We start from the raw sequence: 22,299 nt of genomic DNA on the forward strand, positions 1-22,299 counted from the left end.
TCACCGGGCAGAGCCAGTCGAAGGATCTGGCTTTCCGGCACGCTCAATTTACGATTGGGAGTCTTGAAGTTCTATGATCGAGTCGCCGGACGATATGACTGAAACGCCGTTTCGTCACGTTGGTCGCACAGGTCGACGATTGAGTGGGTAGAGACAGCGCGGCGCGTCACGGCAGGCATCACTGATCCCGCAGTGCGGCAACGCCACGCGTAGGTTGCGCGTGCTGCGCTGATGTGGCCACGCCGTTCGTCTTTCCTTTGCTCTTGCGCCAGCCGGCCGGCGGCATGCCGAATTCGCGTCTGAACGCGCGACTGAATGCGGCTTCCGACTCATAGCCAATCTGTTCCGCAACGGCGTTGAGTGGCTTGCTACCGATCAGAAGTTCGTGCGCCGCAATCTGCATGCGCCATCTCGCGAGGTATTGCATGGGCGGCTGCCCCAGAAGATCGGTAAAGCGTTGCGCCAACGCGGAACGCGACAGGCCCACTTTGCGCGCAAGTTCCTCGACGGTCCACGCATGCGCCGCCTGCGCATGAAGCAGCGAGAGCGCGCGTCCAACGTAGCGGTCACGCACGCCGGCGAGCCACCCGGTCTGGTTATCAGGTAACGCTTCAATACAGCTACGGATTGCTTCGACAAACAGCAGTTCCGATAGCCTGGCAAGCACAATCGTGCCGCCCGCGCGCGAGTCGGCCGCTTCCGCGGCAGCAAGTTTGAGAGACGACTCGAGCCATGCCGCACGCGGATCCTGGCGCATGTCGATCTTGAACAGTCGCGGCAGCGATGAGAGCAGCGGATTGCTCAAAGTATCGTCGCAGGCCAGAAAGCCGCACACGATGCGCGTCACAGCGCCCCCGCCGCCATAGGACAGCGTCATCACTTCACCGGGTGCTGTCGCCATCTGCCCGGCCAGTAGCGAGTCCGACGGCACAGGGGAAATATCGATCGCGCTGCCGATGATGTGCGTTTCACCCTGAGGCACCACGATCAGTTCGCCGGCATGGACGTGAATCGCCGAACCGGGATCGTCGGCCAGCTTCGCCCAGCAACTCCCCTCTATGATCAGATGATAAGAAACGACGCGCTCGGAAGGCGGCAAGTAAGCGCCGCAGAGCGATGCATCGGTGCGACCGATCAGACACCACGGCGCGGTGAGTGTCCCGTTCAGAAACACGGCGCCGCTCAGACGAACAGCGCGCAGAACATCAGAAACTGCATCCATGGATAGCTCGCGTGAAATGCGTTTCCCGGGCGAGAAACCTGGCCGCCGTTCATTCGTCAGGATGGCCAAGGGCTCCATGTTATACCCGCAACCTCACTTGATGACAATTCCCTTACTGGCGTTTTGCGCGAGGCTTATCGGCAGGAAGTGGACGATCGGACAAGAAAGATCGACGCACGGACAGGACGGCAATGGCTTGCCGCGGGCAGAGTTCATGACAGGAAGGAACATCACGGATCGGCGTCATCCGTACTTCGCCAACAAGCCTTCCTCGGACTCTGGAAACCTGGCGCATCACCCAACTTGCACGAATCGGTTCAAGCACAGCAACTGACCGCTTCGCGCAAACACAGTAGCGTGAGACACCGATGAAACGCCTGATAAGCCGTGCGATGTACCACCCGATCATTGCGCTATCCGTTTTCCATCTGGCCGACGTTATGCATCACGTCGATTACAGCATCGCTGGTGCATTGCTGGTTCTGACCGCGAAAACGATCTCGCGGGTTTCAAGTCTGTTCGACAAGGGATAGAGTTGCGATGCGAAGCGTTCGTCGATCAATGTCCGAGCGCGGCGCTGCAATTCAGCATTGGCATAAGAGACACTGGCTGCGATCGGCAAATCGACGAACAGAGGCCATAAAAAAGGCCTGTTCGTGATGCAGATGGACGAACATGATCGATAGAATTTCCTCCAGCACGTTACACACGGTCCCGCGTCCGATATCTGTCGGACCGCTTTCTCACATCGGATCTCCGGTTAATTCAGCATGGCACGGCTTGCACGGCACTACGTCCCCGATCAACCGCAGCACGTTATCTTGCAGGGACTCGCGGGGCCCGCTTTCATGGACGAAGGAGACTACCTGTACTTCCTCGCCTGCGTGGCAGACGCAGCGCGCGTCGCCGATCTGGCGGTCCACGCGTGGGTGCTCATGCCTGATGCGGTACAGTTCCTCGTCACGCCTTCGTACGAGTCGAGCATCGCCATGGCAATGCAGGCGGTTGGCCGTCGCTATGCCGAGACCTTCAACCGCCGCCATGGACGCCGCGGTGCGGTATGGCGTGGCGAGTACCGGGCGACAGTGATTGAGCCCGACCGATATTTCCTGCTCGCGAGCCAGATCATCGATCAGGCGCCGGTGCGCAATGGCCTGGCGGCCGAGCCGGGAAACTACCCGTGGTCGAGCTGCGCGCACCACATCGGGCTGCGTGTCGATAGGTTCATCAAGGACCATCCACTGTACCGGGCGCTCGGCAATACGCCGTTCGAGCGCCACCAGGCTTATCGCGATCTGGGCGCACAGCCTGTCGACGAACGCGAGATCAATAACCTGATGCAGTCGACGCTCAACGGCTGGGTGCTCGGCAGCCCCGCGTATTGCGAATGGGCGGCGCAGACAGCCAATCGGCGCTTGATGCCACTGCTGCTGCGCGACCGGCCGTCCACGGTTCGCACCACACGCTCGCTCGTACACGTGGGCTGAGCAAAGAACGATCGAGCTTCGCGAGATTACACGACCGCGCCGACACCGCTCGTCGCGCGAGGCCCTGCATTTCACGCACAACACATTGCCGCTCGCGTCTGCGCGAATCCCTCGCGATAGCGAGCGGTGAGGTGTGTGGCCGTGCGCCGCAGCAACGTCCGGTCGATCGTCAGGGCATGGAGCATTGCTTGCGAAAGCGCCTCGATCCCGACGCTGCCCGGCACGCACGCTGGCTCCCACGTCGCGGCAAACGCGGACTGTTTCGTCGTGTCGTTCGCGCGCGCCGGATGGAAGAAGTTCACCCGCGGCAAGCCGCACGCCAGCGCGACGATCCGTCCGTGCAGGCTGCTTCCCGCGTAGGCCGTGGCGTCTGCGATCAGTGCGCAGATGTCCCATATCTCCAGCGAACGGAAGAGTTGCGTACGTGAGACTTTCATCCGTGCCGCAATCCGCTCGTAGCAGGCCATATCGTCATGCCAGGGCGCCGCACCCGCTCGAAAGAACACAATACCGAGCCCGCTCTCGTTCGACACGCGATCGAGCTCGCGCGCAAGCACACCGAGCGTTCCGTCGTCGCCGAAATCCGCACTGAACTGCACGGCGACATACCCCTCGGGAAACGCCCTTTGCAAATCCGCCACGCCGCTGCGTTCCCTGCACGCGCGAATGTTCGCGCCGAACAGCTCCGTCACCATCACCGCCGGATCCGGCACGAGCCGCGCGAGAATGCCTGCTGCGGCGAGCCCGTTCTGGGTGTGGATGTCACGCACGCTGACGTCGTCGGCTTGCGCGAGCTTCGACAGGACTTCTGCTCGCATCCCGGGATCCAGTCGCTCCACATCGACGCCGCCGGCGGCTTGATAAGTGACGCTCGACGCACAGGGAAACATCTCGCGAGACGTCATGTAGGGGGCAAGCGCATCGAGACGCGTCAGCGCACGTGCCCACGCGCGTCGCTCGTCGTTGTGCGTTTCCAGTCGCGCGATGATCTTCTGTGCCTGGTCCCACGGCAGCAGCATCACCGCCGCCTCCCAGTCGCCGCAAGTCAGGATCTCGCCGCCTGCGTGCACGATATGCACACGGTCCTTGCCGCGTTCGGCGGCCAGTTGCGCGAGCGCCTGAACAGCGTGGCCGCCGTGGACGCGCAGGTCGCGCTCCGCGAGCCCGGCGAAGATCACGTCGTCGCACGCAAGCAGTTTTGCGACGACGTGAGGGAACAGCAGGTCACCCAGGTTGTGGCGATCGAAGGCGCCGAACACCACGACCGCATCATGTTTTCCTGTGTCTCGCATCATGATTCGGGCCCCGACCTCCCTCGGTACGAAGTCGCCGCTCGTCGTGCCACTCCTCCACCTGCCAGGCGATGAGTCCAGGCAGAAAGACGATGATGTCACGAATACGGCGCGCACCCGCGAGCGCGAGGCAAAGCTGCGGATGGAAACCAGGCACCGTGCCGATCAGCAGAAATCCACCTTCCTGAACGCCGAGTGCGCCAGGCACAAAGAACGCGACGCTACTGAGCGCCTGGATGAGCGACTCGAGTACGACTGCCTGCAGGAAACCTGCTTTTGCCGACAGAAAATAGAGCGCGATCCATAGCTCGAGCGCCGTCGCGATGCATTGGAGTGATTGCCAGATGAGCAGGTAACGGATGATGACGCCGGGCTGATGCCAGAGCTCACTGATCGATTGATCGATGCGCACCGACTCGCCGACGAGCGAGCGGAACTTGCCGCTCGTGATGCGATTGAAAAGTTGATTGCCGAGCGGCGGCGAAGGCGGCCCACCCAACGTGTATAGGTCGTCAGATACGTTGTCTGCGCACCGGTCAGCGGACCCGTGCGAACGCTCGCAGCACGGCGTCGCCGCGCGGCGTCACGTGAGGTAACCGGAAGCCCGGCCCAGCTGGCTCATTCGCAATCAACTGCAGTTCGCGGAGCGCGCCAAGCTCTGCCCGATCCGAATCAATTCGTTCAGGCGCATCCTTCAACAGCAGCAACGTGGCCACTTCGTGCGGGCTCAACATGTCGTTTACCTCACGGCGGGAGCGAAGGAACGGGTGACCAGATCCGGCCACGGCTGCATCGGCAGCACGCGAATACCGGAACCGGCAGGATTGGCGGAAGCTCGTCGCCTATCGGGTTGACGAGCGACGTGTGCGAGGCGGACCTCGTCGTTCCGCCGTGTCAGGCGTCGCCTTTTCGACGCGCTCGAGAAAGGCACGGACCATTTCTCCGACCTGTGCCTCGGCGACGGACGCGCCGTCCGGCTGCACTTCCGGCGGCACGGCCGCGCGCATCATCGCGTCGACGCCCGTTGCGCAGACCGGCAGGCCAGCGGGCCTGGTGTCCTCGTGGAGCTCACGCTCGTCGTCGTGATCGCCGCCGGCGTGGCACGGTCTGATTGTTTCAGACGCGATGTCCATCCAGCCGCGGGTGTATCCGGCGAACTGCAGGGTAAGCCAAGGCATCACATCCGCTTGACGTCTGAGGAACTGTTCAGGCGTCTGGGCGCGCAATACGCTTTCCCAGTGCAGCGCGGCACCCGTGACCGCGGACCTGTATGTATCCACGTTCAGCCGTATCAGCGCGCAATAACCGGCGAGGAACTGGTTGGGCAGTTGCGACACGTCGGTCGGAACGGATAGGGTAAATGGCATCTGTTTTGGGCTGCTCACGGAATATCTCTCAGGTTCTCGCGGACACGGCGATCGCTGCCACTGCGATTCGTGAAGGTCGTTCCCACACCGGGCCGTTGGCCAGACAGCCGGTCTGAAGCCGTCTTAGAGTCGTCATTCTAACTTTGTTAAGTCGCACTACGATTTTTACGAGCCAGGGAGTTTCCCCAATATGTGGGAAATTGACGCCTGTGATGAGTGGCGGCGGCCATGGTCATTGATAGCGAACCCCTCGCGCGCCGCACGACGCGACGCGACGGGAATACCGCGCGGCGCGTTGCGAGCCTCGTCATGCAAACGCTACGACGCAGCAAACAGAACCCCAACCGCCGGCATGAAAGCTCCGCTGAAATGTCGCCCGAGGAGCCCATTACAATGGACGCTATCCAAAATACGAATGCGACCTGCCATGCATCTTGCCTCGCGCCGTCGAGCGCAAAAACGAACAGCCCCGTCAGCCTGGATCGCCGCATGCGTCGCGCTTCTTTTGTTGTCGCCACCCATCCTTGCCCAGGACGAAAAGCCCGGTATCGCCTTTTCCTCGATCGAGCCCGGCGCATCGCTGCCCGCGGGCTGGAAGAACATGCCGGTCGTGCGCGGCAAGCCCATCACGCAATACACGCTCGTTCGCGACGACCACACCACTGTGCTGCAGGCGGACGCGAACCGCTCTGCTTCCGCGCTGATGCACGAGGGTGATATCGACCTCGCTCGCACTCCCGTCGTGGCATGGCGCTGGAAAGCGGATAGACCGATCGAAGGCGCCGATAACCGCGTGGCGTCGAAGGAAGACGCGCCAGCGCGGCTGGTGTTCATGTTTGCCGGAGACAAGAGCAAGCTGTCGCTTTTCGACCGGGCAAAGATGGGGCTGGCCAAGCATCTGAGTGGCGAAGATCTGCCCTATGCCACGTTGATGTACGTGTGGTCGACCACCGCCGCGCCGGGTACCGTCATTGCCAACCCTCGCACGAACCGCGTACAGATGATCGTGGTCTCCGGTCTGCCTGGCGATGCGGGTCAGTGGCAAAGCCTGCGCCGCAATATCGTGCAAGACTATGAGCGGGTCTTTCACGAACCGCCAGGACGAATCACAGGCTACGGGCTGCTGACCGATACCGACAATACCGGTACCACGACACGCGCCTGGTACGGAGACGTCCAGTTCCTTCCCGGGCCTTGATCACCGGGTGCCGTCGAGTCGATCGAGCCCGTCGGCGCGGCGTGGCCGGCTGAGTGTCCCGCGCGCTTTCGTAAGCGGAGATGACGCGCCTTGCCGATCACCGGCTTGCTTTGGGGCGCAGCCATCGACCCTTCATTCCTCAGGCGCTCAGATGAGTTCCCGCAGTTTGTAGTACCACATGCCCAGAATCAAAGCCTGGGTGCGCAGCATCTTGCCGCCCGGGAACCGTCGATGCCTGATGCTGCTGAATACGTCGAATGGAGAAGCGTCGCCGCCGATCGCGTCCGCGAGAATTTTGCCGGCCATTCCCGCGAACACCAGCCCATGTCCGGAGAAGCCTTGTACATAGTAGAAGTAGAGGTTGTCGCCGACACGACCAGGATCCGGCGCGCGGTTCATCGTGACGTCGACAAAGCCGCCCCATGCAGTCGATGTTCACGCCGTCGAGCTGCGGAAAAACGCCCGTCATGCGACTGCGCATGCGGTCGATGACTTGCCGCATCGCTACCGAACCCGTGTCGATGCGCGTCCGCAGGCCAATGCCGTTCATGCGTACCCCATCGTGGTTCCGCCGGCTGCATGCCCTCTTCCACGAACGCGTCGACGGACCACGTATCGACGAACTCGCTTCGCGCCTTGCGGCGTTTGGCGACCTGGAAGTCCCGTTCCGCCACCTGAATCGCCTTGATGTTCAGCCGGTGCGCGAGCGCCGCGTCACGAAGATCGGGGAAATGGCCACGAGCGCAGCCGCGCTGCGGGCCGAGACGATGGTTGCCGCGCGGGAACGCGCGTTGCTCGATGTGCATCGTCAATACGAAATGCATAACGAGACACCCTTGGGCTGCGCGTTTTTCGCGGCCGAACGGCGCGACCAGCGGGGCGAGCGTCTATGTCCCGGTCGCGGACGAGATCGACTATCCCGCCGATCTGGAGGCCGCGCGCGACCGCCGGCAACGCAGACGTACGTGGCAAGCGTTCAGTTGTGGGAGAAAAGCGATGTCCATTCAGGAATATGCGCCGTATCGCGGCTGCAATATCGAGGTGAACGTTACGTTATCGAAGACGCATTGGCTCGGCGGCAAATATCGCCGTTATCGCGTGTCATGGACCGTGACGTTGCCCGGCAATCCGGAGCAGGAACTGCTGAGTTTTCCGGAACAGTTCGATTTTCTGACCGAGCATGAAGCGTTCAAGTATGGAGAAAATCGGGCGCACACCTTTGTCGATTCGATGTTGTCGACGCCTTCTCAAAGGCGCAGGCTCCGCGACGCGGTCGCTCGGCCCGCAACGCGCCAGGACGTTTTTTAATGCGCCGGCGCGCCCTTTCGGAGCGGGCTTGATCGTGCCACCGGGTGGCGACCAGCGCGACGAGCAAGCAGCGTGCGCGCAAGCTCCGTAAAGCCCTCGCTCGGGCGACGTCGCCACCGACAGGCCGGTTCATCGATGTTTGAACACGATGCGCGCAGAGCGACGATGTTGTTCGGGGGACAGAAAGGTAAATACAATGCGACGCATGGCCGGTTTATCGTTGACGTTTTTTCGACGCAGGAGAAACATCGCACGAGATCGGAGCAGCCCCGTCCATTCCGCTGCCCCGATGTGTCGCGCCGCGCGCGGTAATCTGGAAAACATCGTCGTGGTTGATCATGCGGCGGCATCTTCCATTACTGCCCTCCTGGCGGAGTCTGAATCAAGGCTGGTCGCGTCATCAACTCCTTTGCGGGTGACCCGCGGAAACGAGGTGCGAGTTGTGCCAATCCGAGCGAGCACGCATGCGGGACTCCCATGAGCCGGTAGCCGCCGGGCTTCGAAGCACGTCCTGGACGCCGACGCTCAGCGGCTCGCTGCTCGCGCTCGTGTTCTGGTGGCAGTCACTGACGCCGACACTGATTCCGCGGTCGTGGGGAACGCAAACCGTGGTCGGCGCGTTCTGTCTGGCCATCGGCTATGGGATAGGCACATTGGTCGGCCGCGGCGTGCATCGGCTGCTGGAGCGATGGGGGCGCGTGGCCGGCAGCGAGGTCCGACGGCGCAGCTGGATCGTTCTGGCAGCGGCGTGGCTCATTGCACTATTCGTTGGCTCGAAGCTATGGCTCGGCTGGCAGAACGAGCAGCGTAGTTTCATGGGGATGGCGCCGATCGCCTGGTTCGACGCCGTGCTGGTGATCGTCCTGTCGCCGTTGAGCGCGGTGTTGCTGGTAGTCATCGGGCGATTGACGGCGCGCGGTGCCGCCGCAGTCAAGCAGGTCATCCAGGGCCACGTGCCCCCGATCGTTTCGGTGCCGGCAACAGCGCTGCTCATCATCGTGATTGGCATGGCGCTCGGTCGCGGAGTGGCCTTTCCCGCCCTCACCACGGTCTCCAACTTCGTCCACGGGCGGGTGAACGAGAACACGACCGAGGGAATCGTGGCCCCCACGTCGCCAACGGTGTCCGGCAGCAGCACGTCGTTCGTCGCATGGGACACCTTGGGCCGCATGGGGCGCGGCTTCGTGGCGACAGCGACAACCACGCAAGAGCTCGCGAAGTTCCACGGGACTGATGCGAAACTGGTCGATCCGGTGAGGGTCTACGTCGGAGTGCGTTCCGCGGACTCCCTCGAGCAGCGTGCGCAGATTGCGGTCCGCGAGCTCGAGCGCGCCGGCGGGTTCGAGCGGAAAGTGCTGGTCGTGTGGATACCCACCGGCACGGGCTGGATAGTCCCCAAAGCCGCGGCTTCGCTGGAGCAACTGCACGGTGGCGACACGGCGATCGTGGCGATCCAATACTCTTTCCTGCCTAGCCGACTCGCCATTTTCATGGATGCTGGTCTCGCGAACGAGGCGGGTGTCACGCTCTTCAACGCGGTTCGCGCCCGATGGTCGATGCTCCCGCCGAAACGACGGCCAAAGCTCGTTCTGTTCGGCAAGAGTCTCGGCGCCGCGGGGGTGGAAGCGCCTTTCGTCGGGAAAGACGCCTCTGCCTCGGTAGCCAACATGATTGCCCGAACGGATGGCGTGCTGATCGTCGGCGCCAAACAAAGCAACCCGATCCATTCGCAACTCACTCGCGAGCGCGATAGCGGGTCGCCCTTCTGGCAGCCGATCTTCGATGGGGGGCGTTCGGTACGGTTCTTGAGCCGCGATCCGCATCAGATGGCATTGGACACCGACTGGCCGGCCCCGCGAATCGTGTACCTTCAGCATCCGGCCGATCCGGCCGTGTTCTGGAGTGCCAGTGCGTTCTGGTGGCCGCCCGAATGGCTGGCTCGGCCACGTGGCTTCGACGTGCCTGACGCCATGCATTGGTTTCCCATCGTCTCGGGCGTGCAGGCGGTGGGCGATCTGATTCACCAACTCGGCGTGCCGGCGGGTTTTGGTCACAACTACTCGTCGGAGGACTACGCCAACGGCTGGGCCAGCGTGGTGCCTCCCGAGGGCTGGACGCACGCCGATACCGAACGACTGGCCCGGTTCCTCGACCAGATTGCCGGCGATGAATCAGAGCCGTGACCGAGCTGAAGGCGAACGGATTGGGGCGGTGCCGCTGCAGCTTGCGGCGCGCACCACAGAACATGGTCTAACTAACGCCAGGCTCGTGTGAACTCGCCGACCACGCGCGCCAGATGCGCCTGCATCGCCGTGCGCGCGGCGGTCGCATCTCGCGCCATGATGGCCGCAAAGATGCGCTGATGGTCATCCTGTGACGCCGCCCGCAATGCGGGAGTATGAAAGTGCTCCTCGATCTTTTTCCACAACGGGTCGGCACGGGAATTGTCCCACATCGCTGTCACCACGAGCCGGAGCATTTCGTTTCCCGTCGCCCGCGCGATCGCCAGATGGAAATCACGGTCGGCGGCCTCGTTCGCAGCCTTGTCGTCCATGTTTTCGCGCATCGCGCGCAACGCGGCGAAGAGCCGGTCGAGGTCTGAATCTTTGCGCTCGGTAGCGGCTAAGGCCGCGATCCCGCTTTCGATCACCGCCCGCGCGCGCAGCGTCTCGATCGGGCCCAGTCCGCGCGGCAGTTTAAACATGGCGGAGCGCGCCTGCGGCGCTGCTGCTGCGCCCCGTGCCCGGCGGCTCGATCAACGAGGACCTCGCCGACGCACTGACCGGCAAGGTCGCGACCAATGCGGTCGCACAGGGCATCATGATCGTCGATACCGACGGATCGTCGCCGCAGGATTCCGCGCCACAGGTGATGCGGTGGCTCGCGGCGGGCTGGCTCGTACCGGGCGTGCCGAATGCAGTCGCGCTATGGCTCGTGATCGGCGGCGCCACGGTGTTCCTGTTGTCGCGTACGACCTTCGGCCGCACGCTGTACGCGATCGGCAATACCGAACGCGCGGCGTATCTGTCCGGCATCAATACGCGGCGCGTGACCGTGGCCGCATTCGCCGTGTGCAGCGCGTTCGCGGCGTTCGGCGGCGTATTGCTCGCCGGTTATGCGTCGAAGGCAGCGCAGTCGATGGGCGATGCCTACCTGTTGCCGGCGATCGCGGCAGTCGTGCTCGGCGGCACATCGATTCTGGGTGGACGAGGTTCATACCTCGGCACCGTGGCTGGCGCGATCCTCATCACGCTGCTGCAGTCGATCCTTTCAGTCGCGCAGATGCCCGAGGCGGGACGTCAGATCATCTACGGCGCGGTGATAGCGGCAATGTTGCTGCTGTATGGGCGCAGCAAGCGGGAAGCGTAGTTTGAGTCGATCCGCTGGCGCGTCCCTCCCGGCCCACCAACAGCAACGGCTCCAAGCCTCGACTACCCTGCCACGCGCAAGCTCATCCATGAGCATCCACCCACGCGCGCGCCCAATCCAGGCCTGCATGGTGGGCTTCCTCCTCGCTATCGAATAGTCCCAGAATGCCTGATGCTTCGATCAGCTTTCCGCCTCGCGTAATGGTTCCGCTCGCCGCATAGCGCTCCGGTTGCAGGATGCCTTCGCCTTCCTGCTGAAGGATGGCATGCCCCCACAACGTGTACCCGTCGTAGTCGATCGTTTCCATTAGCGCACGACCCTGACGGATGCGGCGCGAGTCGTCACTCGAAGCATGTTCGCGCGTGCCTCTGGTGGATTCCAGACCTCAGCGTAGTCCGATGCGTGCGCGCCCGTGCAAGGCGTCATGATCAGAACCGTGAATCCTGTCTTTTTCAAGATTTCTCCTTTCCAGCGATTTTCTTCAGCGGCTCGTCGCAACTGTCACTATGTCCGGCACATCCAGCATCCCTACCGAAGCAGGTCGGGAATTCAGGCAAACGCAGCGAGTCAGCTGCGATGCAGTATGGCCGAATGTGTCATTCACCGCTTTGAATCCGTTTCGATCGCCGCAGCGCGGAAAAGACGCGTGGGCATTGAGACCTCACTTGCGGGGAGCTATCGCGGAGACTGGTCGCTCGCTCGCCGCGGTCGACGAGCGTTTCGCGCTGGTCGGCGCGGTTGAAGATGTGACATTGTATCGTCAGCCTGCGGGAGTCCTGATAGTCGCCCCCGATAGCGTCACATCCGCTGAATATGTGTGCCAATATGTGTGCCGCGAAACGAGTCGACGAAGGAACGTTTCGTGCGAGCGCTACAGCATCCCTGGTTTCCCGACGGTCAGGCGAATGCACTCTTCCCCCGACAGGGGCGCGGCGCCCCGCGCCGCACAAGGTAATACGCACGCTGCCTCGTCGCAGCCCGCCCGCTCGTGGGCCGCCGATCTCGGGCCGGGGCTGGCAAGTCTCGGCTGCGATAACGATCCCAGCGGTATCGCGACATATTCACTCGCGGGCGCGTGGTACGGCTACGACCTGCTGTGGACCTGCGTGCTGTCGTTTCCGTCGATGGTCGCGTTGCAGCTGGTCTCGGCGCGTGTCGCCGCCGTCACCGGACATGGCCTGACGGCGAACATGCGCGCGCACTATTCGCCGGTGTTCTTCTATTTGGCGGTGGCGCGGTTCGTGATTGCGAACACGCTGAATATCGCCGTCAATGTGATGGCGATGGCCGCGGTCGTGCAACGCTTCACTCATGGGCCGCTTTGGTTACTTGCCCTCGCATGCGGTTGCACCTCGATTGCGTTGCAGTGGTTCATTCCCTATGCGCGCTATGCGCAGGTGCTCAAATGGTTGATGCTGCCGATGCTCGCGTATGCCGGTGTGCTGCTGATCGTCGATGTGCCGTGGCACACGGTCGTGCTGCGCTCGCTCGTGCCGCACGTCGAGTGGAAAGAAGATTTCGTCACGATGCTGATGGCCGTGCTCGGTACGACGATGAGTCCCTATCTGCTTTTTTCGCAGGCCGAGCAGGAAGCACAGGAACAGCATCGACAGCACGAACAGCGCGCGGCGCGGGGCGATCGGCATTCGTCAGAGCAGCTTCGCCGGTTGCGCATGCAGACCTTGACGCGCACCGCGCTATCGAGCGTGGCCGCATTGTGCATCATGATTGCGGCTGCGGCGACGCTGCATGGTGCACAGACGCGCCCCGGCGAGCCCATGGAGCTTTCCAGGGTGCTCGAGCCGCTAGTGGATGGCTACGGCGGCACACTGCTTGGGCTTGCACTGATCGGCTCAGCGCTGCTCGCACTACCTTCGCTCGGGGGTTCCGCTGCGCAAGCGGTCGCGAGTTCGTTCGACTGGCCCCACGGCCAACGGCGTGATCGGCGCATTGCTGTTCTGCTCGTTGCGCTCGCGGGGCTCGGCACGCTGCTTGGCGTTGCGCTCGGCCTATGGCACGTCGACCCTGTCAAGGCGCTGTACTGGAGCGCCATCGTCAACGGTATGACGATTACGCCCGTGCTGGTGCTTCTGGTGCTGCTGAGTGCGAAACGAGAAGCGGTCGGCGAAATCGTCGCGCACTGGTCGTTACGCGCGCTCTGCTGGCTCGCGACCCTGATCACCGGCATGGTCGTGGTCGCGCACTTCGTGCTCGAAGTGGCCGAGCGCGTGTCCTGATGAACCCCTCACGCCCGATTTGCACCGCAGACGCGCAGGCTACCTCACGCTTTTGAGATGTTCAGCGAGGCGAGCGAACATCGCGTCACACCATCGGTATGCCCGGACAGCACGATGCCACCACGCTCTCGCGGACCGTTCGTGGCGAACCGGTTCGCCTTGGTACGCTCGGCGTTATGGAACAGCTCGCTGTCCACACCTGGATCCGCGAGGTATTGCTGCACGAAGCCGATCAGTTCCAGATTGGAGTCGCGGCTGACAGTCGCAAAACCGGTCAGCCGTTCGAGCAGCGCACGGCTCGACAACTCACTCATCGCCGGGCACTCCGTAGCTCGGCGCCGCGGTTGGATTCAACGCGCGTGCGATGTAGTCCCGCATCTGCGGCCGATACGCTTGCCAAAGCGCGGCAAGTTTGCCGATCGGATCGTCGTCGGCCCAATCGACACGCAGATCGACGATCGGCCAGACCTGTGTATCGACGATCTTCAGAGCCGCCGAATTCACGGGCCCAGCTTCTCCGCCCGCTTCGACGGCCGCATGCATCGCGTGCAGCAGACGATCGGCGAGCGCGCCTTGTGCGCTCTCGAACGCTTTCACCATCGCGTCGATCACCGGCTTGCCGGCGAGCAGATTGCCCGCTGCCACACACTGATTTCCCGCGACGGCGTGATGCACGCCGAGTGCTTCCTTGCCGGTGAACATCGCGGTTCGCCCCTCACTGTCGACCACCGTCACCTGCCGGTATTCGCTCCATTCGCTCGCGCCTAGCGCCCGTTCGAGCGCCGTATCCGCCGCGATACGCCCGCTTTCCAGCAGATCGAGAATCTGCGGCCCGAGCGCGGGCAGCGTCACGTTCTGCGTCGCCACCGCACCGACGCCCGCGCGCGCCCACGGACACCTCGCACCCACCGCAATGCTCGACGAACTGATCGCGATACCGAGCTGACCGGTCTTGCCGCAACGTCCAACGATCGAGAATGTCATGGCTAGCTCCTCACGCCTGAGATGGCTTCCAGTTGTCCGGAATCACGGCGATCACGTCGATTTCCATCAGCCATTGCGGCTGGCCGAGCGCGCTGACGCACAGCCCCGTCGAAATCGGATACACGCCCTTCAGCCACTTGCCGACTTCCTGATACACCGGCTCGCGATAACGGGGATCAGTGATGTAAGTCGTCGTCTTGACGATATGCGACAGGTCGCTGCCCGCTTCCTCGAGAAGTTGCTTGACGTTCTTCATCGCCTGCTCGGCCTGCGCGCGCGGATCGCCGAGACCGACCAGCTTGCCGTCGAAATCCGTACCGACCTGGCCGCGCACATAGACCGTATTGCCCGCGCGAACCGCCTGGCAAAGATCGTTATCGAGCGACTGGTTCGGGTACGTATCCTTCGTATTGAACATGCGGATGCGGGTATGCGTAGGCATCAGTTCACTCCCACTTCTTTGGTCTTCGGCGCGTGCGATTCGTCGCACGCGGTATCGGTTGGATTCGCGCCGTGCACGCCGCGCGCGTCCTGCCGACGCTGCGACGCGTCGCGATACGCGAGGTATTTGCGCTGCGTGACGATGTGATCGGCGATGTGCTTTGCGTCGTGCCAGACGCCCCAGATAAACGACGACGCGCGCCGCGACAACCACGGCAAGCCGAGGAAATACACGCCCGGTTCCTTCGATACACCGCGCTGATGCTGCGGCTTGCCCTTATCGTCGAATGCGTTCACGTGCAGCCAGCTGAAATCGACGGCATAGCCGGTGGCCCAAATGATCGTGCTCACACCCGCCTTCTTCAGATCCAGTTCCGGGAGCGGATGCGTCACGCACTCCGGGTCTGGTGGAAGCAGGCGTGCGTCGGGGTCTTGCGGCAGGTCCACGCCGTTGCGCTCGACGTAGTCGTCGGCCGCGTCCAGTAGCGACATCAGGTTTTCGTCGCCACGCTTCAGATTGGCGGCGAGGTCCTGTTCGAAGGTCGCGACGCCATTCGCGAACGATTTCGTCGTGCCGACCAGCGTCATGCCCTGATGAGCGAGCCTGCGAAAATCGATGGTCTGGCCGCCGTACGCGCCGCTGACGGCAATGGTCACATGCTCGCGTCCCGGCACGGCGACTTCCTTGTCCCATTCGCCGAGTACACCGAGCCACCAGCAGAAATCGCGACCGCGATAGGCGCGCGGCGGACGGTCATGCGCACCGACGGACAGATAAACCTTGCGGCCCGCGCGTTGCAGTTCGTCCGCGATCTGCACGCCGGACGACCCCGCGCCAACCACGAGCACCGCGCCTTCGGGCAGCTGCGCCGGGTTCCGATAGTGGGCCGAATGAAGCTGCGTGAGCTCGACGTCCTGTGGCGCGATGGGGGGAATGACGGGCCGCTGGAACGGCCCCGTCGCAACGACCACGCGACAGGCTTCGATCGTGCCATCGGACGTTGCGACCGCAAATCCTGCCCGGCCCTTCAGACGCTCGACGCTCGTGACTTCGACGCCCGTGCGGATCGGCGCATCGAACTTGCGCGCATAGGCCTCGAAGTAATCGGCGACCTGATCCTTGGCGGCGAACCCATCAGGATCGAGTCCTTCGAACTCCATATTAGGGAAGCGGTCGTGCCAGGCGGGACCATTGGCGACCAGTGAATCCCAGCGGCAGGTACGCCAGCGTTCGGCAATGCGGTCGCGCTCCAGCACGAGATGGGGTACGCCGAGTTTGCTCAGGTGTTCGCTCATTGCCACGCCAGCCTGACCCGCGCCTATGACCAGCGTGTCGATCGACAATTTTTCAGCCGACATGGCCTTCTCCTTCTGAAAAGCGCTCTGGATTCAGGTCACTCTCTCTCTTCGGTCGGACAGAATGTACGCCGCGCGGCGGGCAACAAAAACTATATTTTAAAAATGCTTTGCATCGTTTTTCGCTATGCAATCGACAATTGGCGAGCGACAATCGGTTCGACCGAACACGGAGCAACTGATGGACGGCAACTCGATACGCTACTCGTTGCGTCAGCTCAGGTATTTTGTCGTCACGGCCGAGACGCTTTCGTTCACCGCCGCGGCAAAGCGCCTGCACATTTCGCAGCCGTCCATCTCGACGTCGCTCGCGGATCTGGAGGAATCGTTCGGCGTCCAACTGTTCATCCGCCATCACGCCAGCGGGCTGTCGCTCACGCAACCGGGCCGCGATCTGCTCGGCCACGCTCGCAATCTGCTTCAGAACGCCGAAGAATTGCAGCTGACCGCGAAGGAAATCGACGGCGGCATGTCGGGCTCCATCTCGCTGGGCTGCATGGTGTCACTGGCCCCGCCGCTGATGCCAGGCATCATCAGCCGCTTCGTGCGGGACTATCCGGCAGTCACCTTCCGTACGACGGAAGCGCATCAGGACACGCTTTTGAGCGGCCTGCGCGACGGCTCGCTCGATATCGCGCTGACCTACAGCCTCGATATCGCCGATGGAATCGCGTTTACCCCGCTGCTTTCGCTGCCACCGTATGTCATCCTGCCTAAAACACACAGGCTTGCACGGGCCCGCAAAGTGTCGCTGGCCGATCTGCTGCCCGAGCCCTATGTGATGCTGGACCTTCCGCATAGCCGCGAGTACTTCTCCGCGCTGTTCGACGCAGTCGGCAGCCGCCCTACCGCGGCTTTCCGGTCGTCACAGCCTGAAGTGGTGCGTGGCATGGTTGCCAACGGCTTGGGTTACAGCATACTCAACTTCCCGCTGAAGTCGACCCGAACAGTGGACGGCGAAGACTTCGTGATTAAACATTTCAAGGAAAGCGTCAATGCGACGACGCTTGGCATCGCACTATCGGGCGCCGTCAAGCCGCGCGAGGTTGTGAAGCGCTTCTCGGCATTCTGTGAAACGTATATTCGGCGCCTCCACATCGGTTAGCGGCCCGGAAAGCCTCTCGGCATAGGCTTGAGCTATGCACTGCATGCAAAAACAATATTTTACCTAGCAATTTGGATTGTTAGATTGGTGCTCATCGGATGCACACACTGATGGGGGGCCCCCTATGTCAGCCATTCTTCAGTCGACGGACGCTGAGCTCGACATCGTTCGCGCCCTGCGCGAGAACTGCGAGCGTCCGTTCGGGGATGCACACGCAATGCCGCCGGCCGTCTACACGTCGGAGGCGTTTCTCGCGCTCGAACGGCGCGACGTGTTTCGCAACGAGTGGTTGTGCGTGGGCCGCGCGAGCGCGCTCGCACAGAGCGGCGACTACCTGACCGCGCAAATCGACGACCAGCCGATGTTCGTGCTGCGCGATGCGAGCGGTGCGTTGCGCGCATTCTCGAATGTTTGCCTGCATCGGATGTCGATATTGCTTGAAGGGCGCGGCAACGTGCGCCGGATCGTGTGCCCCTATCACGCATGGAACTACACGCTCGATGGTTCGCTCGCGGGCGCGCCGTTGATGGATCGGCAGCCGGGCTTTTGCAAGGAACAATACAAGCTGCCTGCCGTGCGCTGCGAGACGTGGCAAGGCTGGATCTACGTAACGCTCAACGCGCACGCGCCTTCGGTGGAATCACATTTGTCCGGGCTGACGAAGCTGATCGAGCCGTACGGCATGAGCAACTACGTCGAGACCTTCCACGAAGAGCACGTGTGGGACACCAACTGGAAGATCCTCGCGGAAAATTTCATGGAGAGCTACCACCTGCCGATGCTGCATCGCGCAACGGTCGGGCCGCACTCGAAGCTCGAAGAAATGGAATGTCCGCCGGGCTTGCCCGCGTTCAACTATCACTGGATCACCAAGGAAGCATCGCTGCCGATCGGCAACGCGCATCCCGCCAACACGCGCCTGCAAGGGCACTGGCGCCGTACCACCGCGCTGCTGGCGATCTACCCGACACACCTGATCACGCTGACGCCCGGCTACTTCTGGTATCTGATCCTGCAGCCGCGGGGCGTCGGCCGCGTGCATATCCGCTTCGGCGGAGGCCTCGCACCGGATTTCGTCGACGATCCGCGGGCCGCCGATTACATGGCTACGCTGAAGACGCTGCTCGACGAAGTCAACGCCGAGGACCGGCGCGGCGTCGAGGCCGTGTTTCGCGGCGTGCACGCGCCACTCGCGAAGCCTGGCCATCTGAGCCCTCTGGAACGCCCGAATTACGACTTCGCCCGCTATCTGGCGGGACGCCTGGGCGCGAAGTGATTTGCCGCCCCACGTGGACCGCCAACACTCTGCCGAGTTACTCATGTCAAGCCAACCATTTATTTCGTTCGACGGCGTCAGCAAGTCATACGACGGCGTGCATAGCGTCGTCGAGGGACTCGATCTCGATGTCGCGCACGGTGAATTCGTTTCGCTGCTCGGTCCGTCCGGTTCCGGCAAGACCACGACACTGATGATGCTCGCGGGATTCGAAGCGCCGACGCGCGGCGAGATCCGCCTCGCCGGCAAGCGTCTGGACGACAAGCCACCGCATCGGCGCGATATCGGCATGGTGTTTCAGAACTATGCGCTGTTCCCGCACATGACGATTGCCGAGAACGTCGCGTTTCCGCTGTCGGTGCGCAAGATAAGCCGTAGCGAACAGAAAACGCGCGTGACGCGCGTGCTGGACATGGTGGAGTTATCGCATCTGGCGGCACGGCGTCCGTCGCAACTGTCCGGTGGCCAGCAGCAGCGCGTTGCACTTGCCCGCGCGCTGGTTTTCGAGCCGAGCGTGGTGCTGATGGACGAGCCGCTCGGCGCGCTCGACAAACGCCTGCGTGAAACCATGCAATACGAAATCATGCGGCTGCATCGCGAACTGTCGCTGACGATCGTCTACGTGACCCACGACCAGAACGAAGCGTTGACGATGTCGGACCGCGTCGCCGTGTTTTCCGATGGACGCATCCAGCAGGCCGCCGCACCGACCGAACTCTACGAAAACGCGGCGAATGCGTTCGTTGCCAATTTCGTCGGCGAGAACAATGGACTGACCGGTCGCGTCGATTCCTACGGGACGGAATGGGCTGCGATGCAGCTCGCCGACGGCAGCACCGTGTGCGGACGCCCAGGCGTCGGGCTCGCGTCAGGCGACACGGCGGTGCTGGCGCTACGTCCCGAGCGCGCGCACATCGCCGCGACGCCGGACGCTTTGCAGGAAGCGACACGGCAGAACATGAACATCGTGCACGCGCTTGTCGAGGAACTCGTTTACTGCGGCGATCATCATCGCGTGCATCTGAAGCTCGGCCATGGCGAAAGCATGGTCGTCAAGCTGCCGAACACACAGCACCATGACCTGCCCGCGCTCGGCCGTCAGACCGCCGTGACCTGGCGACGCGACGACTGCAAGGTGCTGCCAGCAATGGCGGCCGCGCCGCAATCCACCGCCGGGTCCGGCGGCGTCGACTATTCCACCGTTTCCGTTCCCTCGTCCGCCTCGCCACTTATCGCAGGAGCCAACTAGAAATGAAGACCACACTCTCGTCCTTCCGGACCACCATCGCGGCGTGCGCGCTCGGGGTGTTTGCCACGGCCACGGTTCACGCGGCCGAAACGATTTCCGTCGTCACCTTTGGCGGTGCGTATGAAGCTGCCGCGAAAAAGGCATGGTTCGAACCGTTCACTGCGAAAACCGGCGACCAGTTCTCCACCGAGTCCTACGATGGCGGCCTCGCCAAGCTGCAAGCGATGGAACAGTCGAAGAACCCGACCTGGGATCTGATCGACCTCGAAACCAACGACGAGATCACCGCGTGCGACGAAGGCCTCATCGCCAAGTTCGACAAGAAGTTGCTCGGCAACACCAGTGACTTCCTGCCGGGCTCGATCAGTGATTGCGCCGTCGCGGCGATGGTATGGTCCACCGTCTATGCGTATGACACCAGCAAGCTGAAATCTGCGCCGACCACCATCAACGATTTCTTCGACCTCAACAAGTACCCGGGCAAGCGCGGCATGCGCAAGTCGCCGAAGGTCGCGATGGAATGGGCCTTAATCGCCGATGGCGTTGCACCCAAGGACGTGTACAAGATCCTCTCCACGCCGGCTGGCGTCGATCGCGCGTTCAAGAAGCTCGACACCATCAAGCCGAGCATCGTCTGGTGGGAGGCGGGTGCGCAGGCGCCGCAACTGCTCGCCGACGGCGCGGTCGTGATGACGCAGGCGTACAACGGCCGCATCGACGACGCCGTGCACAAGGACAAGAAGCCCTTCAAGATCGTCTGGGATGCACAGGTGTACGACTACGAATGGTGGGCCGTGGTCAACGGCGCGAAGCATGCCGACGCGGCGCGGAAGTTCATCGTCGCATCCTCGACACCGCAGGCCTATGCGGACCTGTCGAAGTACATCGCGTACGCGCCGCCGCGCAAGGACGCCATTCCGCTGATCGACAAGGCGCGTCTGAACGATCTGCCGACAGCGCCGGAGAACTTCAAACGCCCGCTGCAAATCAACGCGACGTTCTGGGCCGACAACGCGGATGCGATCAACAAGCGGTTCCAGAACTGGCTGGCGCAGTAGCGCCAGATCGAACGAACGTCACCCGGGAGATCGAGCACGATGAACACGCAGCTGCCGTCCACCGCCCCTTTTGGCCGCGGCCCGCAGGCCGCGAACCGCGAGTCGTTCCGCGCCGCGCGCCGCAAGGCCGCGATGCGCGCGTTGCTGCTGGCTTTGCCGTTGCTCATCTTTCTGCTGGTGACGTTCGTCGCGCCGATCGCGAGCCTGCTCGCGCGCAGCGTGAGAAACCCTGAAGTACGCGCCGGCATGCCGCAATTGAGCACGGCGCTGGCCGGATGGGACGGTGCGGGCGTACCCGGCGAACCGGCCTTTGCCGCACTCGCGCACGACCTGAAGGACGCCAGCGAATCCGGCCAGCTCGGCAATATCGCGCGACGCATGAACTTCTCTCAACCAGAGTTCCGCAGCCTGCTGTTCAAGACGGCGCGTGCCACACGTTCGCAAACGCCCGCGCAATGGAAGCCCGCCCTGATCGATCTGGATGAACGCTGGAACACACCGGAAACCTGGCGGCTCCTCAAGCGTGCGTCGATCTCGCCCACGCCCGACTATTTGCTGAACGCCGTCGACGCGCAAGTCGCGCCCGATGGCTCGGTGACGTCCGTCGCGGCGGACAGCGCCATCTTCCGCGCCGCCTTCGGACGCACGGTCACGATCAGTGCGACGGTCACGCTGCTGTGCCTGGTGCTGGGTTATCCCGTGGCGTATCTGCTCGCGACATTGCCGGAGAACCAGAGCAACCGGCTGATCCTCTTCGTGATCGTACCGTTCTGGACATCGCTGCTGGTGCGGACCACCGCGTGGTATGTGCTGCTGCAACCGGGTGGTGTGATCAACAGCGCGTTGCTCCGCTTTGGGCTCATCAATCATCCGTTGTCGCTGATTTTCAATCGCACGGGTGTGTTGATCGGCATGACGCACATCCTGCTGCCATACATGATCCTCGCGATCTTTTCGGTGATGAAAGGTGTCCCGCCCGTGTACATGCGGGCGGCGAAATCCCTCGGCGCGCATCCGGCTGTGGCCTTCGTGCGAGTGTATATTCCGCAAACGCTGCCGGGTGTCGGCGCGGGATGTTTTCTCGTGTTCGTGCTCGCGCTCGGTTATTACATCACCCCCGCCCTGCTAGGCGGCGCCGGCGACGAAATGATCAGCCAGCTGATCGCGTCGCAGACCAACGATCAGCTCAACTGGGGACTCGCGGGTGCGTTGTCGTGCTATCTGATCGCATTCACGGCGGTGTTCTATTTCATCTTCAACCGGCTGGTCGGTATCGACCGCTTGCGCTTCGGCTAACGCGCCGCGCAACCGACGCTAATGGGTTGTCGCTCCTTCGTATGGTTGATCAAC

Annotated in this window: 21 protein-coding genes and 3 pseudogenes; 12 read left to right on the plus strand and 12 right to left on the minus strand. The window is 62.7% G+C overall.

Annotated elements, in window-relative coordinates:
* Positions 1-178: 178 nt before the first annotated feature.
* The gene (locus OKW30_RS01525) at positions 179-1,222 is read right to left on the minus strand and encodes an AraC family transcriptional regulator (protein ID WP_184069680.1); all 1,044 of its coding nucleotides are present in this window, start codon (positions 1,220-1,222) and stop codon (positions 179-181) included.
* A gap of 368 nt (positions 1,223-1,590) precedes the next feature.
* On the opposite strand from OKW30_RS01525, the gene OKW30_RS01530 reads away from it, so the two are divergent.
* On the plus strand, positions 1,591-1,755 hold the full coding sequence (locus OKW30_RS01530) for a hypothetical protein (protein ID WP_184069678.1): 165 nt from the start codon (positions 1,591-1,593) through the stop codon (positions 1,753-1,755).
* A 237-nt stretch (positions 1,756-1,992) separates the two neighbouring features.
* Complete coding sequence (locus tag OKW30_RS01535; protein ID WP_429345784.1) at positions 1,993-2,709, plus strand: transposase; 717 nt, start codon at positions 1,993-1,995, stop codon at positions 2,707-2,709.
* Positions 2,710-2,780: 71 nt separating this feature from the next.
* Here OKW30_RS01535 and OKW30_RS01540 read toward each other — a convergent pair whose 3' ends face one another.
* The 4 genes from OKW30_RS01540 to OKW30_RS01555 form a co-directional block, all read right to left on the minus strand.
* Positions 2,781-4,004 carry a polysaccharide pyruvyl transferase family protein gene (locus OKW30_RS01540; RefSeq protein WP_429345785.1) on the minus strand — a complete coding sequence of 408 codons (1,224 nt, stop codon included), beginning with the start codon at positions 4,002-4,004 and terminating at the stop codon, positions 2,781-2,783.
* Positions 3,979-4,413 carry a lysylphosphatidylglycerol synthase domain-containing protein gene (locus OKW30_RS01545; RefSeq protein WP_429290293.1) on the minus strand — a complete coding sequence of 145 codons (435 nt, stop codon included), beginning with the start codon at positions 4,411-4,413 and terminating at the stop codon, positions 3,979-3,981. The genes OKW30_RS01540 and OKW30_RS01545 overlap by 26 nt, the downstream gene beginning before the upstream one ends.
* Positions 4,414-4,537: 124 nt before the next feature.
* Positions 4,538-4,735 (minus strand): hypothetical protein, encoded by a 198-nt coding sequence (locus OKW30_RS01550; RefSeq protein WP_184005715.1) that lies wholly within the window; start codon positions 4,733-4,735, stop codon positions 4,538-4,540.
* Positions 4,736-4,843: 108 nt separating this feature from the next.
* Positions 4,844-5,338, minus strand: coding sequence for a phasin family protein (locus tag OKW30_RS01555; RefSeq protein ID WP_429345786.1), 495 nt, complete (start codon positions 5,336-5,338; stop codon positions 4,844-4,846).
* 457 nt (positions 5,339-5,795) lie between these two features.
* Between OKW30_RS01555 and OKW30_RS01560 the strand changes: the two genes are divergently transcribed.
* Entirely contained in the window at positions 5,796-6,566 is a 771-nt protein-coding gene (locus OKW30_RS01560; RefSeq protein ID WP_184069670.1) for a DUF3047 domain-containing protein, read from the plus strand.
* 147 nt (positions 6,567-6,713) lie between these two features.
* On the opposite strand, the pseudogene OKW30_RS01565 reads toward OKW30_RS01560, so the two are convergent.
* Positions 6,714-7,065 (minus strand): annotated as a pseudogene (locus OKW30_RS01565) (NAD(P)/FAD-dependent oxidoreductase); the annotation flags it as partial.
* 497 nt (positions 7,066-7,562) lie between these two features.
* On the opposite strand from OKW30_RS01565, the gene OKW30_RS01570 reads away from it, so the two are divergent.
* The gene (locus OKW30_RS01570; protein ID WP_184069668.1) at positions 7,563-7,874 is read left to right on the plus strand and encodes a hypothetical protein; all 312 of its coding nucleotides are present in this window, start codon (positions 7,563-7,565) and stop codon (positions 7,872-7,874) included.
* A 464-nt stretch (positions 7,875-8,338) separates the two neighbouring features.
* A complete protein-coding gene (locus OKW30_RS01575; protein ID WP_429345787.1) occupies positions 8,339-10,057 on the plus strand; it encodes an alpha/beta hydrolase in 1,719 nt (572 codons plus the stop codon).
* Between the two features lie 71 nt (positions 10,058-10,128).
* On the opposite strand, the pseudogene OKW30_RS01580 reads toward OKW30_RS01575, so the two are convergent.
* Positions 10,129-10,605: pseudogene (locus OKW30_RS01580) on the minus strand (FadR/GntR family transcriptional regulator); the annotation flags it as partial.
* Between the two features lie 8 nt (positions 10,606-10,613).
* On the opposite strand from OKW30_RS01580, the gene OKW30_RS01585 reads away from it, so the two are divergent.
* Positions 10,614-11,243 (plus strand): ABC transporter permease, encoded by a 630-nt coding sequence (locus OKW30_RS01585; RefSeq protein WP_429345788.1) that lies wholly within the window; start codon positions 10,614-10,616, stop codon positions 11,241-11,243.
* A gap of 82 nt (positions 11,244-11,325) precedes the next feature.
* Here OKW30_RS01585 and OKW30_RS01590 read toward each other — a convergent pair whose 3' ends face one another.
* A complete protein-coding gene (locus OKW30_RS01590; protein ID WP_018422453.1) occupies positions 11,326-11,550 on the minus strand; it encodes a hypothetical protein in 225 nt (74 codons plus the stop codon).
* A 598-nt stretch (positions 11,551-12,148) separates the two neighbouring features.
* Between OKW30_RS01590 and OKW30_RS01595 the strand changes: the two genes are divergently transcribed.
* Positions 12,149-13,480, plus strand: a complete 1,332-nt coding sequence (locus OKW30_RS01595; RefSeq protein WP_429345789.1) for an NRAMP family divalent metal transporter — start codon at positions 12,149-12,151, stop codon at positions 13,478-13,480.
* An 86-nt stretch (positions 13,481-13,566) separates the two neighbouring features.
* On the opposite strand, the pseudogene OKW30_RS01600 reads toward OKW30_RS01595, so the two are convergent.
* The 4 genes and pseudogenes from OKW30_RS01600 to OKW30_RS01615 form a co-directional block, all read right to left on the minus strand.
* Positions 13,567-13,794: pseudogene (locus OKW30_RS01600) on the minus strand (acetylornithine deacetylase); the annotation flags it as partial.
* The gene (locus OKW30_RS01605; protein ID WP_429345790.1) at positions 13,787-14,464 is read right to left on the minus strand and encodes a DUF1028 domain-containing protein; all 678 of its coding nucleotides are present in this window, start codon (positions 14,462-14,464) and stop codon (positions 13,787-13,789) included. The pseudogene OKW30_RS01600 and the gene OKW30_RS01605, both read right to left, overlap by 8 nt.
* Positions 14,465-14,474: 10 nt before the next feature.
* Entirely contained in the window at positions 14,475-14,906 is a 432-nt protein-coding gene (locus OKW30_RS01610) for a RidA family protein (RefSeq protein ID WP_429290284.1), read from the minus strand.
* Positions 14,906-16,264, minus strand: coding sequence for a flavin-containing monooxygenase (locus tag OKW30_RS01615; protein WP_429345791.1), 1,359 nt, complete (start codon positions 16,262-16,264; stop codon positions 14,906-14,908). Before OKW30_RS01615 ends, OKW30_RS01610 begins: the two co-directional genes overlap by 1 nt.
* A 178-nt stretch (positions 16,265-16,442) precedes the next feature.
* Here OKW30_RS01615 and OKW30_RS01620 point away from each other — a divergent pair, with 178 nt between their 5' ends.
* From OKW30_RS01620 to OKW30_RS01640, 5 genes are all read left to right on the plus strand, one after another.
* A complete protein-coding gene (locus OKW30_RS01620; RefSeq protein WP_090811864.1) occupies positions 16,443-17,366 on the plus strand; it encodes a LysR family transcriptional regulator in 924 nt (307 codons plus the stop codon).
* A gap of 124 nt (positions 17,367-17,490) precedes the next feature.
* Complete coding sequence (locus tag OKW30_RS01625) at positions 17,491-18,642, plus strand: SRPBCC family protein (protein ID WP_184069659.1); 1,152 nt, start codon at positions 17,491-17,493, stop codon at positions 18,640-18,642.
* A gap of 43 nt (positions 18,643-18,685) precedes the next feature.
* Positions 18,686-19,891 carry an ABC transporter ATP-binding protein gene (locus tag OKW30_RS01630; protein WP_184069657.1) on the plus strand — a complete coding sequence of 402 codons (1,206 nt, stop codon included), beginning with the start codon at positions 18,686-18,688 and terminating at the stop codon, positions 19,889-19,891.
* Between the two features lie 2 nt (positions 19,892-19,893).
* Positions 19,894-20,949, plus strand: coding sequence for an ABC transporter substrate-binding protein (locus OKW30_RS01635; protein ID WP_187630572.1), 1,056 nt, complete (start codon positions 19,894-19,896; stop codon positions 20,947-20,949).
* Positions 20,950-20,988: 39 nt separating this feature from the next.
* Positions 20,989-22,245 (plus strand): ABC transporter permease, encoded by a 1,257-nt coding sequence (locus OKW30_RS01640; protein ID WP_184069653.1) that lies wholly within the window; start codon positions 20,989-20,991, stop codon positions 22,243-22,245.
* Positions 22,246-22,299 lie beyond the last annotated feature (54 nt).

This window comes from Paraburkholderia sp. Clong3, from assembly GCF_050436485.1.
Lineage (GTDB): Bacteria > Pseudomonadota > Gammaproteobacteria > Burkholderiales > Burkholderiaceae > Paraburkholderia > Paraburkholderia tuberum.